Genomic DNA, 13,459 nt, shown 5'->3' on the forward strand with positions numbered 1-13,459 from the left:
GATTCACCTATGCATATACACTTTTTGAAACGACCGACGCGGCGCGTCGATCGGGGGATTGCTTCAACGCTCCGGGATGTTGTGCGTGATCCGGAACAGTTCGTCTCTCAGCCGCGCCGCTTCCGACGGGCCGAACCGTTGTTCGAACGCTTCCTGCGCTGCGAGCCAGTGCGCATGCGCCTGTGCGATCTTCGCTTCGCCGTCGCCGGTCAGCGCGAAGCTCAGCCGCCGGCCGTCGCCCGCGTAGCGGCCCGCGACCAGCGCCGCGCCGACGAGCGGCTTGAGCGCGCGCAGCAGTGCGGTGCGCTCGATGACCAGCACGGCCGACAGCGCCGCCATCGTCAGGCCGGGGCGTTCGCGCAGCAGCGCGAGGATGCTGTACTGCGACGCGGTGACGCCCGCCTGCGACAGGTAACGCTCGTAGAACTGCGAGATCCGGCGGGCGGCCTGCCGGACAGCGAAACAGTCGTCATCGGTGAGCGTGTACTTGTGCATGTGCACATGTTAGTGGGCGGGTGGGCGCGAAGCGATGCGCCGGGCGCGATCAGATTGGTGCGCCGGTTGTATCAATCGGTCGGACGGGTGCTTCCCCGGCGTCGCCGTAGGCCGCCGCATAAGCGATGAACGCCTTCACCTTCGCCGGCAGCAGCGCGCGATTCGCATAGGCGAGCTTGATCTCGACGAACGCGTCGACGAGATCGGCATCCTCCAGCAGCCGGACGAGCGCGCCGGACGCGAGCTCCGTCTCGACCAGCGCGCGCGGCACCACGCCGATTCCGAAGTGGCGCAACACCATCTCCCGATTGAACATGGGACTGTTGGACGCGACGTCGAAGCGGAACGGTACGGTCAGCGTGTCGCCGCCGACGCGGAACGCCAGCGCCGGGCGTCGCAGTGCCGGCGACAGCGACACGAACAGGTGGTCGGCGAGGTCGGCGGGCGTGGCCGGGCGCGGGTGTTGCTCCAGATAGCGCGGCGTCGCGACGATCACGACGGGAATCCGCTCGAGCAGCCGCACGACGGTCGTCTCGCTGGTCAGCATGTAGGGCACGACGATGCCGACGTCGTAGCCTTCGCCGACCAGGTCGACCGGGCGCTCGGTCAGCGTCACGTCGAGGCGCACTTTCGGGTGTGCGGCCTTGAAGCCGGCGATCAGCGGCACGAGGCGGTTCAGCGCGACGGTCGTGTGCGCGACGAGCCGCAGCAGGCCGTCCGGCTCGCGGGTCTGCGTCTGGGCTTCCGCCTCGAGCGCGTCGAGCTCGTCGAGCACGGCCGCGCATCGCTCGTAGAGGCGCTCGGCCGTTTCGGTCAGCGACACCTGCCGCGTGGTCCGGTGCAGCAGGCGGCTGCCGAAGCGCGCCTCCAGCTCGGCGATCGCGCGCGACACGACCGGGCGCGCGAGGCCATGCACGTCGGCGGCGCGGGTGAAGCTGCGCAGTTCCACCACCGACCGGAAAAGCCGCAGCTTGTCGAAGTAGTCCATGTGCGTGTCCTCGACGTCGAAGAAGGGGGCGCGCCGCGTCGCCGGCGTGTACGGCGAAGTATACGTTGACTTTATGCATATGCACATATAGATTGCCACGCATGGACGATATTCAGATTGCCGGTGCGTGCAACTGCTTCGCGCTGCGTCAGGCGACGCGGTTCGTCACGCAGATCTACGAACGCCACCTGAGCCCGCTCGGCGTCACGCCGGCGCAGTTTTCGATCATGGCGATCCTGTCGCGCCGGCCCGACGTGCTGATGAGCGACCTGGCCGATGCGCTGGTGATGGATCGCACGACGCTGCTGCGCGCGCTGAAGCCGCTGCAGCGCGACGGGCTCGTCGAGGCGGGCGCGTCCGAGCAAGACGCGCGCGCGCATGCGCTGAACCTGACGAAACTCGGGAAGCGCACGTTCGGGCACGCAAAGCGGGCATGGCAGGACGCGCAGGACGAGTTCGAGGCGCAATTCGGCGAGGGGCGCGCGAAGGCGCTGCGCGACGAGCTGTTCACCCTGACGGGGAAGCGGTAAGCGGGGCGCGCGACGTGCGCCGAAAGCCGTGCCGGGAAATTTCCGCCGGACGCATTCATACCCCGATCGACTGGAAACAAATCCGAGCCATCCGGGCCGTCCAGCTACCTGAATCCGGCGATTTGGCCGATCGGATCGATGATGTGGTTTGAGATTGAACTGGTCAAGGACCCGTCTGGACGGTTTTTGTTTCCAGTTGTACAGTCCTCCCACGCGTGACGCAGGCCGGTGCCTGTCGAGCGGGTCAGGAGGCGCAACCCGATGTTGCAATTGAGCGATCGCGATCAGGCGATGTTGCATGGGGACTTCGGCGAGGGCGTCGCGCGCGCGATGCGGATCGTCTCGCGCACGGCCGAGGTCATGTCCGCGCCGCATCTCATCGACATCGCGTCCGCGCATATCGACGGCTGCCTGTACCACGGCCAGACGAGTCTCGACTTCGTCGACTATTTCGTCGCGACGGGCGCGAAAGTCGCGGTGCCGACGACGCTGAACGTCGGCTCGCTCGACCTGATCCATCCGGAGCTGTACCACGGCGACCGCGCGATCCAGCGCGATGCGCAGCGCCTGATGGATGCCCATCTGCAGCTCGGGTGCGAATCCAGCTTCACGTGCGCCCCGTATCAACTGAAGAATCGTCCGGCGAAAGGCCAGCAGATCGCGTGGGCCGAGTCCAATGCGATCGTGTTCGCGAATTCGGTGCTCGGTGCGCGCACGAGCCGGTACGGCGACTTTCTCGACCTCGCCGCCGCGATCACGGGCCGTGCGCCGTACGCGGGCCTGCACGTCGACGCGAACCGCGCCGGGCGGATCGTGTTCACGGTGCCCGACTTCAGCCGTCTGCCGTCGCGCGACATCTACTTCGCCGCGCTTGGCCTGCTGGTGGGCAAGGTCGCGGGCGCGATCGTGCCGGTGATCGTCGGCCTGCCGGCGGACACCAGCGAGGACGAGCTGAAGGCGCTCGGCGCGGCAGCCGCGTCGAGCGGGGCCGTTGCGCTGTTCCACGCGGTCGGCGTGACGCCCGAGGCGCCGACGCTGGACGCCGCGCTTCATGGACGTGCGCCGCATCGGACGGTCGACGTGTCGATGGCCGATCTCGACGAGATCCGCCGCACGCTGAACCAGGGCGCGGCGGGCGACGCGCTCGTCGCGGTGGCGCTCGGCACGCCGCATTTCTCGCTGGCGGAATTCCGCCGGCTCGACGAACTGCTCGACCGTTTCGACGGCAAGCCGGCATGCGATTTCTACGTGAATACGAGCCGGTTCATCCTGTGGGAACTGGGCGAGCTTGGCCTCGCGAGCCGCTTCGAGGCGCGCGGCGTCCAGATCGTCGTCGATACGTGCACGTACATCACGCCCGTGATGAGGCAACTGACCGGGCTGGTCATGACCAATTCCGGGAAATGGGCGTCGTATGCACCCGCGAACATCGGCGTGACGGTTGCGTACGGCAGCATGAGCGAATGTGTCAGGTCCGCGTTCGAAGGAAAGGTGCGATTCGATGACTGAAGCATATGGTGGCGGTTCGGCGTCGACGGGCGCGGTGCTGTCGGGCGATACGCTCGTCGCCGGCAACGCATTCGCGGACGTGCTCGTGCTCGACAAGCCGCTCAGTTTCTGGGGCGGCTACGATTCGGCTGCGGGGCGGATCATCGACCGGGGCCATCCGCTCGTCGGCGCAAGCCTCGCCGGCAGGATCATGGTGATGGCGCATGCGAAGGGATCCAGTTCGAGCAGCAGCGTGCTCGCGGAAGCCGTGCGCAACGGTACGGGGCCCGTCGGCATCGTGCTGAAGGAGCGGGACCTGATCATCTCGATCGGCGCGATCGTCGCCGCCGAGCTGTATGCGATCGAGGTGCCTGTCGTGTGTGTCGCGGAGGATGTGTACGACGCGATCGTCAACGCGTCGGGGCCGGTGCGGATCGAGGCGGCCGGCGGAATCGGCGGCGCGACGATCAGCGTCGGCGACGCCGCGCGCCGGGGCTAGCCGGCCGGCGGTTGCCGAGGTCACGGTTCGCGGGCGTCGGCGTCTGTCGATACATCAGTACATCGTATGAATAAAAAACGCCCGCCGGACGCAAGGTCTCACGCGCGTTCACGATGCCGGGCCGTGCCGGCCAGCCCGGCGGTCGCCTCCCGATACGCGCTCGGCGTCTGCCCGGCCCAGCGCCGGAACGCGCGCGTGAAATTCGCCGGGTCGGTGAACTGCAGGCGCTCGGCGATCGTCTTCAGGTCGAGATCCGACGCCGCGAGCAACTGCTTCGCATCCCGATAGCGCGCCTCGTCGAGCAATTGCCGATAGCTCGCGCCGGCTTCCTCGAGCCGCCGCCTGAAGGTGCGCGTCGACACGAGCAGCTGCTGCGCGAGCGTCTCCGGCCCCGGATAGCCGCCTGCCGCGCGCGCCAGCTCCGCCCGCACGCGCTCGACGAGATCGCCTTCCTCCTGCCGGACCTGCGCGTATTCCCGCTCGACCTGCACCAGCGCCTGCCGGTGCGCGACCTCGTCGGCTAGCGGCAGCGGCCAGTCCAGCACGTCGCGCGCGATCCACAGCGCATTGGCCGCGCAGCCGAAGCGCACCGGCGGCAACTGGCTTCGGTAACGGGCGAAGTACGCGGGCTCCGGCCACGCGAACTGCAGCGCGATGTCCGGCGACGCGCGCCCGGACAGTTGCGCGATGTTCTGCGCGAGCCCGGTCAGCACGAATTCGAACATCACGTGATGCTGCAGCACGGGGCTTGCCTGCACGCCGTGCAGTTCGAGCGTCGCGCCGTTTTCGTCCTCGGCGTAGGTCAGGCGATATTGGCGGTTGCGCATCCGGAAGTAGCGGATCGTCACCTGCAGCGACGCGCGGATGTCCCGCGCGGTCAGCGTCGCGTAGCCGAGAAAGCCGTGCACGGTCGGCTTGAGCTGCAGCCCGAACGCGAGACCGATGCCCGGATCGCCGCCGATTTCGATCGCGTTCAGCACGAGCCGCCCCCATTGCGACGGCGCGACGCGCGCGTCCGGCTCGGCCAGCACCGCGTCGCGCAGGCCGGTGCCGGCGCGCACCGCGGCGAGGTCGACGCCGCGCGCGTCGAGCACCTGCAGCAGCAGGCGCGGATAGGCGACCGGAATCGTCGGCCGGCGCAGCCCGAGGCGGTCCTTGGCAAGCGGGGAAGTCATGTCTTTTTGGCCGAAAATGACAAGCATTATGGCTGTTTGCCCCCTCACGTTCAACGTCGCGCGCGCCCTACGATGACGTTCACCGCTTTTCCGGCCACGCCATCATGACGACATCGTTTCCCCACCTGCTTGCCCCGCTCGACCTCGGTTTCACGACGCTGAAGAACCGCGTGCTGATGGGCTCGATGCACACGGGCCTCGAGGACAGCCGCAAGACGCTGCCGCGGCTCGCCGAATACTTCGCGGAACGCGCGCGCGGCGGCGTCGGCCTGATGGTCACCGGCGGCTTCGCGCCGAACGTGGCCGGCTGGACCAAGCCGTTCGGCGGCACGCTGATGACGTCATCGGCCGCGCGCCGGCACCGCGCGATTCCCCGCGCCGTGCACGCCGAGGGCGGCAAGATCGCGCTGCAGATCCTCCACACAGGCCGCTACGGCTATCACCCGTTCGCGGTGGCGCCGTCGAAGATCAAGTCGCCGATCTCGCCGTTCACGCCGCACGAACTGACCGCGCGCGGCGTCGAGCGGCAGATCGGCGCGTTCGTGCGCTGCGCGACGCTGGCGCGCGAAGCGGGCTACGACGGCGTCGAGATCATGGGCTCCGAGGGCTACCTGATCAACCAGTTCATCTCGCTGCATACCAACAAGCGCACCGACCAGTGGGGCGGCGCGTACGAGAACCGCATCCGCCTGCCGATCGAGATCATCGAGCGCACCCGCGAGGCGGTCGGCCGCGACTTCATCCTGATCTACCGGCTGTCGATGCTCGACCTGATCCCGGACGGCAGCGACTGGAACGAGGTCGTGCAGCTCGCGAAGGCCGTCGAGCGCGCGGGTGCGACGATCATCAACACGGGGATCGGCTGGCACGAAGCGCGCGTGCCGACGATCGCGACGTCGGTGCCGCGCGGCGCGTTCGCGTGGGTGACGAAGAAGATGAAGGGCGAGGTCGGCATTCCGCTCGTGACGACCAACCGGATCAACCGGCCGGAAGTCGCCGAGCAGATCCTCGCGGACGGCTGCGCGGACATGGTGTCGATGGCGCGCCCGCTGCTCGCCGATGCCGAGTTCGTGAACAAGGCCGCAGGGGGCCGCGCCGACGAGATCAACACCTGCATCGGCTGCAACCAGGCATGCCTCGATCATGCGTTCAAGAACCGGATCGCATCGTGCCTGCTGAACCCGCGCGCGTGCCATGAGACGGAATTGAAGTACGCGCCGGCGCCGAAGGCGAAGCGCATCGCGGTGGTCGGCGCGGGGCCGGCCGGGCTCGCGTGCTCGACCGTGCTCGCGCAGCGCGGCCATCGCGTCGACCTGTTCGACGCCGCGGCCGACATCGGCGGCCAGTTCAACATGGCGAAGCGGATTCCCGGCAAGGAGGAGTTCCACGAGGCGCTGCGCTATTTCCGTCGCCAGATCGAGCTGACGGGCGTGGCGCTGCACCTGAACCGGCGTGTCGACGCGAACGACCTGATCGCGGGCGGCTATGACGAGATCGTGCTCGCGACGGGCGTCGCGCCGCGCGATCCGAAGATTCCGGGGCAGGACGGGCCGAACGTGCTCAGCTACATCGACGTGCTCGCGGGCAACCAGCCGGTCGGCAAGCGGGTCGCGGTGGTCGGCGCGGGCGGGATCGGCTTCGACGTCGCCGAGTTCCTGGTGCAGGACGGCGTGTCGCCCGCGCTCGACCTCGACGAATGGAAGGCGGAGTGGGGCGTGACCGATCCGGCCGCGACGCGCGGCGGCGTGACGCGTGCGCAGGTCGCGCCGCCGGCCCGCGAGGTCACGCTGCTGCAGCGCAAGGCCGCGCCGCTCGGCAAGGGGCTCGGCAAGACGACCGGCTGGATTCACCGCGCGACGCTGAAGATGAAGCAGGTGAAGATGATCGGCGGCGTGAACTACGAGCGGATCGATGCGCGCGGGCTGCACGTGTCGTACGGCGAGAAGCGCACCGATCCGGAGCTGATCGAGGTCGATACGATCGTGCTGTGTACCGGCCAGGAGCCGCAGCGCGCGCTCGTCGAGCCGCTGCAGGCGGCGGGGCGCGCGGTGCACCTGATCGGCGGCGCGGAACTGGCCGCCGAGCTCGACGCGAAGCGCGCGATCGATCAGGGCGCGCGGCTGGCGGCGCGGCTGTGACCGGAGTGTGACTGCGCGGTGAGCGGGTTACGCGGCTTCGGCCCGTTCTTCCGCTTCAGCATCGATCATGGCCCGCACGATCAGGTAGACGGCCGGCAGGTCGTCGTCGTCGCGGCGCCAGTCGACCGGCTCGTCGACATCCGCGGCCACCATCCGGCTGTCGCGCAGCCGGATGAACGCGTCGACCACCGCCGGGTCGTTCCGGTTCAGAAACCCCGCATTGGAGAACGCCAGGTCCTCGACGTCGAGCAGCGCCTGCCAGCTGAGCGTGCGGACCGCGGCCGGGTGGGTGCGACGGCGCAGGCCGAGCGCGCGCTGCGCGGGTCCGCCGACGACGCGCTGCAGGTCGACGGCCGCCCGCTGCGCGGCGCGCTCGAAGTGGACGGGATTGAAGCCGGGTTGTTCGGGATCGAAAGCGGATGGCTGGAACATGGTCGCCTCACAAAGTCCGTTCGTCGAAAGTGACTGAAATCGGGTCATATGGCCAAAAGCACTGTAAATATATACAGTGATTCGATTGGTTTCAAGCCCTGAATCACACGAATTGGCTGGGGTGACCGGCGACGGCTGCCGGCAACGCGTCCGGCTTCAGACCGACGCCGCGATCGTCTCGCGCAGCCACCGGTGCGCCGGATCGCGATGCGAGCGTTCGTGCCACAGCATCGACATTTCATAGCCGGGCACCTCGACCGGCGCTTCGACGACCCGCAGCGCGGGCGCGTCGCGCACGAGACGCTCGGGCAGCATCGCGACGAGTTCGGTGCTCGCGACGGCCGACATCACGAACAGGAAATGCGGCACCGACAGCACCACGCGGCGCGTGGCGCCGTGCTTCGCGAGCGCGTCATCCGTCACGCCGACGAAGCCGCCGCCGTCGGGCGACACGATCACGTGTTCGAGCGCGCCGAACTGCGCGAGCGTGGGCCGGTGCCTGAGCTTCGGATGCCCGGCGCGGCCGACCAGCACGTAGCGCTCGACGAACAGCGGCAGACGCCGCATGCCCGCCGGCGAACCTTCGGTCGTGTGAAACGCCAGGTCGATTTCGCTGCGTTCCGCCTGTTTCTCGATGCGCGGCGGCGTGAGCTCGACGACCGCGAGCCGCGTGCCGGGCGCGGCGGACCGCAGCGTGGCGAGCGCCGGCAGCACGATCGTCGATTCGCCGTAGTCGGTGGCGGCCACGTTCCAGGTGTGCGTCGCGGTCGCGGGATCGAACGGCGTGGCGGGCAGGACCGCGCGTTCGACCGCATCGAGCGCTTCCCGCAGCGGTTCGCGCAGCGCCTCGGCGCGCGCGGTCGGCCGCATCCCGCGCGGGCCGGGCAGCAGCAGCGGATCGCCGAACACGTCGCGCAGCTTCTGCAACTGCACGCTGACCGACGGCTGCGACATGCTCAGCTTTTCGGCCGCGCGCGTGACGTTGTGCTCGGACAGCAGCACGTCGAGCGTGACGAGCAGGTTCAGGTCCAGTCGTCTGAGATTGTTCATCGCTATACCTGGAATTCCGGAAATTCATTTCCAATATACCTGGCGGCGCGGCATCCTGCGGACATTCAAGCAACGGAGTATCTGGCCATGAATGTGCTGATCGTCTATGCCCATCCCGAACCGCGATCGCTGAACGGCGCGCTGCGGGATTTCGCCGTGCAGCGTCTCGAGGCTGCCGGCCATGCGGTGCAGGTGTCCGACCTGTACGCGATGAACTGGAAGGCGGCGCTCGACGGCGACGATGTCACGGACCGGCCGCCCGCCGCGCGTTTCGATCCGTCGCTCGATTCGAAGCGCGCGTTCGCGCAAGGAACGCAGCGCGACGACATCGCGCGCGAACAGGCGAAGCTGAAGTGGGCCGATGCGGTGATCCTGCAGTTTCCGATGTGGTGGTTCTCGATGCCGGCGATCATGAAGGGGTGGGTGGAGCGCGTGTATGCATACGGGTTCGCGTACGGCGTCGGCGAGCATTCCGACACGCACTGGGGCGATCGTTACGGCGAAGGGTCGCTCGCGGGCAAGCGCGCGATGCTGGTCGTCACGACGGGCGGGTGGGAATCGCACTACGGCCCGCGCGGCATCAACGGGCCGATCGACGACGTGCTGTTTCCGATCCAGCACGGGATCCTGTACTACCCGGGGTTCGACGTGCTGCCGCCGTTCGTGATCTACCGGACGGGGAAGATGGATGACGCGCGGTTTGCGCAGACGCGCGACGCGCTCGGCGAACGTCTCGACAGCTTGTGGGCGACGCCGCCGATTCCGTTCCGAAGGCAGAACGCGGGGGATTACGAGATTCCGGCGCTGACGCTGAAGGAAGATATCGCACCGGAGAGGGTGGGGTTCGCGGCGCATGTGGATGGGGCGGGGCGTTGACGCCCGATCAATGCCCGTCACGCAGGCGCCGCTCGACACGCAGGCGGCCGGGCGGCTCGAAGTACGTGCCGAACCGGACGAGCCCCGCGTTCTTCAGATGGCACGTCATCTCGAAGCTGACCAGGATCCCCGGATCCTGGTTGTCGATGATCTCGACGTCGATCGATCGGATCCGCGGCTCGTATCTCAAGAGCGTCGCTTCCATCTGCTGCTTGAGGACGTGCGCCGATGCCGGGAGCGCCTTGTAGATGTTGGTCAGGTCGGGCAGCCCATAGTCGGGCAGATGCTTGAGTGCGCCGGCCCGCGTATTGAGGATGCGTCGCACGTTCTGCTGGACGCTCAGGCATTCGAGCGTCCTGTCGTCGTACGCGTCGATCGGCTCGCCGCCGATCTGGCCGAGCAGCATGTCGTAGAGAGAGGGGCCGGCGGTCATGCGAAGTTCCGCGATTCAAGATCGGCATCGACCGGCAACGGCGCATCGACGAAATCGATCGTCATCTTGCCGTCCGTGTCCGCGGAAAGGTCGATAGCGTGCGGCGTGATGCCTGACGCCATGCGCGTCAGCAGCTCACGTGAGACGGTCGGCAGAATGCGCTGGTTGATGAACGCATCGACGTTGCGTGCACCGGACTCGCGCGATACGCAATGCTGCGCGATCGAATCGATCAGGTCGTCCGCACACGTCAGCGTCACGGCGTGTTGCCGATGCAGCCGTTCGGCAACCTTGGCAAGCTTGATCCGTACGATCGACGCAAGCGCCGTAGCGTCGAGCGGCCGATAAACCAGCGTCTGGAAGCGCGCGAGCAGCGCGGGCTGGAAGTGTGCAAGCAGTTGCGGATGAATGGCTTCGCCCAGCGCCGCTTGTGTGATTTCGGGATCGACGGCCGTCGCATCGTCGATCTGCGCACTGCCGAGGTTGGACGTCATCACGATCACGCTGTTGCGGAAATCGATTTCGCGCCCTTCGCCGTCGCGCATCATGCCGCGGTCGAACACCTGATAGAACAGGTCGAGCACGTCGCGATGCGCCTTTTCGACCTCGTCGAGCAGGATGACGCTATAAGGCCGCTGACGTACGGCTTCGGTCAGGATGCCGCCGCGCCCGTAGCCGACGTAACCGGGTGGCGAGCCTTTCAGCTGCGATACCGTGTGCGCTTCCTGGTATTCGGACATGTTGATGGTCGTCAGCGCGGCTTCGCCGCCGAACAGCAGGTCGGCCAACGCCAGCGCGGTCTCGGTCTTGCCGACGCCGGACGGGCCGGCGAGCAGAAACACGCCGAGCGGCGCGTGCTCGCTTTTCAGGCCGGCCTTCGCCGTGCGCAGGCTTTCCGCCAGCGCGGCGATCGCATCGTCTTGCGCGACCACGCGCGTAGCCAGCGCGGATTCGAGCGTGAGCAGGCTCCGCAGTTCGTCTTCGACCAGGTTGCCGACCGGCACGCCGGTCCATTCGGCGACGACGCGCGCGATCGCCTGTGCATCGACGTCGGGGAAGATCATCGGCGCCTTGCCTTGAACGGACGACAGTGACTGGAGGGTTGTCGCGATCGGCCCGGGATCGGATTGCGCATTCCCGGCACGGCGGATCGCGCGCAGTGATTCGACGAGTGCTCGCTCGCGCGCGTACTGGCGCTCCAGGTCGTCGGCGCTGGCGTGCATGGCATCGTGCGATGCGTCGATCGATTCGCGGCGGGCCGTCGCGTCCGGGAGTCCGGCGCGTGTGTCGGCGTCGATCGCGGCGCGCTCCAGTGCGAGCGCTGCCAGGGTTGCGCGCGCATGCTGCAGTTCGGCCGGAGGCACGTCGAGACCCATGCGCACGCGTGCCGCCGCCGTGTCGATCAGGTCGACGGCCTTGTCGGGCAGTTGTCGCGCCGGGATATAGCGGCGCGACAACCGGACGGCCGCGACGATCGCCTCATCGCAAATATGGACGTCGTGATGCCGTGCGTATCGGTCGGCAAGCCCGCGCAGCATCAGGCACGCAGTGTCGTCGTCCGGCTCGTCGACCTTGACGACCTGAAAGCGCCGTTCGAGCGCTGCATCGCGTTCGAAGTACTCCTTGTACTCGGCCCACGTGGTGGCCGCGATCGTGCGCAGTTCGCCGCGCGCGAGCGCCGGCTTGAGCAGATTCGCCGCGTCGGCGCCGCCGGCCGCGTTGCCTGCGCCGATCAGCGTGTGCGCTTCGTCGATGAACAGCAGGATCGGCGTGGCGGACGCGCGCACCTCGTCGATCACGTTCTTCAGCCGCTGTTCGAATTCGCCCTTGACGCCTGCGCCGGCCTGCAACAATCCGAGATCCAGCGTCAGGATGCGCGTGTCCCGAATCGTCTCCGGAACGCTGCCTTCGACCACCCGTAGCGCAAGTCCTTCGACGAGGGCTGTCTTGCCGACGCCCGGTTCGCCGACGAGGATCGGATTGTTCTTGCGGCGGCGCGCCAGCACGTCGATCATTTGCCGGATTTCGCGGTCGCGCCCGAATACCGGATCGATGTCGCCCTTCCTGGCCTTTTCCGTCAGGTCGAGTGCAAAGCGTGCGAGTGCGTCGCCGTCGATCGAGCGTTGCGGAACATGCTTGACCGGTGCGTCGGCGGCTGGCGTCTGCTGGCCGGCTACCTGAGCCGCATGGTCAGCATCGCCTTGCGGCGGCGCGGCGTCTTCAGTTTCGTTCTCGCTGGACCGCCGGCCCAAACGCGGCAGCACGCGGCGGATCTGGGTGCTGGAGACCGACAGCAGCGGCCACGCGCGTTGCGTGCGCAGCACATGCGGCGCATCGACGACGGCTTGCAGCAGATGGCCGGAGCGGATCATGCCGTCCGGATCGTCGGACGATGCGTGCGCCCATGCATCCTCGACGACGGCGGCGAGCTGTCGCGACAACGCGGGCTTGCCGCGCAACGTGCGCGGCATGCGATCGATCACCTGGATCAGTGCATCCCAAACGGTGTCGATGTCGAGATCGTAGTGCCGCAGGATGGCGGGAATGTCCCCGTCGTCTGCTTCGATCAGCTTCAGCATCCAGTGCTCGACGGCGATCTCGTCCGCGAGTCGTGTCTGGCAAAGGCTCGCGGCGGCTTCGAGCGCCCGCGTGCAATGGGGATTGAGGCGGCGAAGGAGATGAGTGGCGTCCCGGAGGGCGGGCGTTCGGTCGTCGCGCAGCGTCATGTCGAGGGCTGGAAAAGGAGAGGAAGGGGCGGGCGTCCGTCGGCGCCCGCTTTCGGCGGCCGGGCCGGTGCGAATGTGCCGGCCGGCGCGGCGGAAACCGGTTGCGCCGCAGCCGGTTTCCGCCTGTCGGTCAGGACGTCAGGAACGTTCGTTCCAGGTGTCCTTGTGGATGATGTTGCCGTCCTTGTACGACCACGTGATGGTTTCGTAGCGCAGCTCGACGTCCTCGAGGTGATTGTGCTTTTCGTAGTCGGGGTTCTTGATGTCGAGCATCTTCGGCTTCACCGCGACGATCTTCACGTTGTCGAGCTTGGTGTTGAAGTACTCCTTCTCCTTGCCCGCGTCGTCGATCTTGTACCACTTGATCTCGACCGACTTCAGCGTCTGGCCGCTCGTCACGGCCTTGTACAGGTACGGCGTCGACGCGTCCGTCTCCTTCGTCAGCGTAATCGGCTTGTGGACGCGCGTGCCGGTCAGCTTGCCGGTATTGCCGTCGGTCGGAATGTGGACGCCGTGGTCGAACGCGACGAGTTCGACGCTGCCTTCACGATCCTGTACGGTCACCGAACCCTTGATGTCCGCGCCGCCGTCGTCCTTCAGCCACATGTAGGCGGGAATTGCCATTTTTT

At 67.5% G+C, this 13,459-nt stretch carries 13 protein-coding genes; 5 read left to right on the plus strand and 8 right to left on the minus strand.

Annotation, left to right across the window (positions count from 1 at the left end; genetic code table 11):
- Positions 1-63: 63 nt before the first annotated feature.
- Positions 64-495, minus strand: coding sequence for a MarR family winged helix-turn-helix transcriptional regulator (locus HWX31_RS22300; protein WP_059618115.1), 432 nt, complete (start codon positions 493-495; stop codon positions 64-66).
- Positions 496-544: 49 nt separating this feature from the next.
- Entirely contained in the window at positions 545-1,483 is a 939-nt protein-coding gene (locus tag HWX31_RS22305; protein WP_059619419.1) for a LysR family transcriptional regulator, read from the minus strand.
- Positions 1,484-1,584: 101 nt separating this feature from the next.
- Here HWX31_RS22305 and HWX31_RS22310 point away from each other — a divergent pair, with 101 nt between their 5' ends.
- The 3 genes from HWX31_RS22310 (at position 1,585) to HWX31_RS22320 (ending at position 4,000) form a co-directional block, all read left to right on the plus strand.
- Positions 1,585-2,013 carry a MarR family winged helix-turn-helix transcriptional regulator gene (locus HWX31_RS22310; protein ID WP_059713113.1) on the plus strand — a complete coding sequence of 143 codons (429 nt, stop codon included), beginning with the start codon at positions 1,585-1,587 and terminating at the stop codon, positions 2,011-2,013.
- 261 nt (positions 2,014-2,274) lie between these two features.
- Positions 2,275-3,522 carry an aconitase X gene (locus HWX31_RS22315; RefSeq protein WP_174964045.1) on the plus strand — a complete coding sequence of 416 codons (1,248 nt, stop codon included), beginning with the start codon at positions 2,275-2,277 and terminating at the stop codon, positions 3,520-3,522.
- Positions 3,515-4,000 (plus strand): aconitase X swivel domain-containing protein, encoded by a 486-nt coding sequence (locus tag HWX31_RS22320; protein ID WP_174964044.1) that lies wholly within the window; start codon positions 3,515-3,517, stop codon positions 3,998-4,000. Before HWX31_RS22315 ends, HWX31_RS22320 begins: the two co-directional genes overlap by 8 nt.
- A 98-nt stretch (positions 4,001-4,098) precedes the next feature.
- Here HWX31_RS22320 and HWX31_RS22325 read toward each other — a convergent pair whose 3' ends face one another.
- Complete coding sequence (locus HWX31_RS22325; RefSeq protein ID WP_174964043.1) at positions 4,099-5,202, minus strand: AraC family transcriptional regulator; 1,104 nt, start codon at positions 5,200-5,202, stop codon at positions 4,099-4,101.
- 77 nt (positions 5,203-5,279) lie between these two features.
- On the opposite strand from HWX31_RS22325, the gene HWX31_RS22330 reads away from it, so the two are divergent.
- Positions 5,280-7,313, plus strand: coding sequence for an NADPH-dependent 2,4-dienoyl-CoA reductase (locus HWX31_RS22330; protein WP_174964042.1), 2,034 nt, complete (start codon positions 5,280-5,282; stop codon positions 7,311-7,313).
- Positions 7,314-7,340: 27 nt separating this feature from the next.
- Here the strand turns inward: HWX31_RS22330 and HWX31_RS22335 are convergent, their stop codons facing one another.
- On the minus strand, positions 7,341-7,745 hold the full coding sequence (locus HWX31_RS22335) for a DUF2471 family protein (RefSeq protein WP_174964041.1): 405 nt from the start codon (positions 7,743-7,745) through the stop codon (positions 7,341-7,343).
- A gap of 156 nt (positions 7,746-7,901) precedes the next feature.
- Positions 7,902-8,795: a LysR family transcriptional regulator gene (locus HWX31_RS22340; RefSeq protein ID WP_174964040.1), complete on the minus strand. Its 894-nt coding sequence runs from the start codon at positions 8,793-8,795 to the stop codon at positions 7,902-7,904.
- A gap of 87 nt (positions 8,796-8,882) precedes the next feature.
- Here HWX31_RS22340 and HWX31_RS22345 point away from each other — a divergent pair, with 87 nt between their 5' ends.
- Positions 8,883-9,671 (plus strand): NAD(P)H-dependent oxidoreductase, encoded by a 789-nt coding sequence (locus HWX31_RS22345; RefSeq protein WP_174964039.1) that lies wholly within the window; start codon positions 8,883-8,885, stop codon positions 9,669-9,671.
- Between the two features lie 7 nt (positions 9,672-9,678).
- On the opposite strand, the gene tssE is transcribed toward HWX31_RS22345, so the two are convergent.
- The 3 genes from tssE to HWX31_RS22360 all read right to left on the minus strand — a co-directional run bounded on the left by tssE (position 9,679) and on the right by HWX31_RS22360 (position 13,454).
- Positions 9,679-10,104, minus strand: coding sequence for a type VI secretion system baseplate subunit TssE (gene tssE, locus HWX31_RS22350; protein ID WP_059618134.1), 426 nt, complete (start codon positions 10,102-10,104; stop codon positions 9,679-9,681).
- Positions 10,101-12,830 carry a type VI secretion system ATPase TssH gene (gene tssH, locus HWX31_RS22355; protein WP_174964038.1) on the minus strand — a complete coding sequence of 910 codons (2,730 nt, stop codon included), beginning with the start codon at positions 12,828-12,830 and terminating at the stop codon, positions 10,101-10,103. The genes tssE and tssH overlap by 4 nt, the downstream gene beginning before the upstream one ends.
- Positions 12,831-12,968: 138 nt before the next feature.
- Entirely contained in the window at positions 12,969-13,454 is a 486-nt protein-coding gene (locus HWX31_RS22360) for an Hcp family type VI secretion system effector (protein WP_006479553.1), read from the minus strand.
- Between the last annotated feature and the right edge of the window lie 5 nt (positions 13,455-13,459).

The sequence above is a fragment of the Burkholderia ubonensis genome, assembly GCF_902833085.1.
Classification (GTDB): domain Bacteria; phylum Pseudomonadota; class Gammaproteobacteria; order Burkholderiales; family Burkholderiaceae; genus Burkholderia; species Burkholderia ubonensis.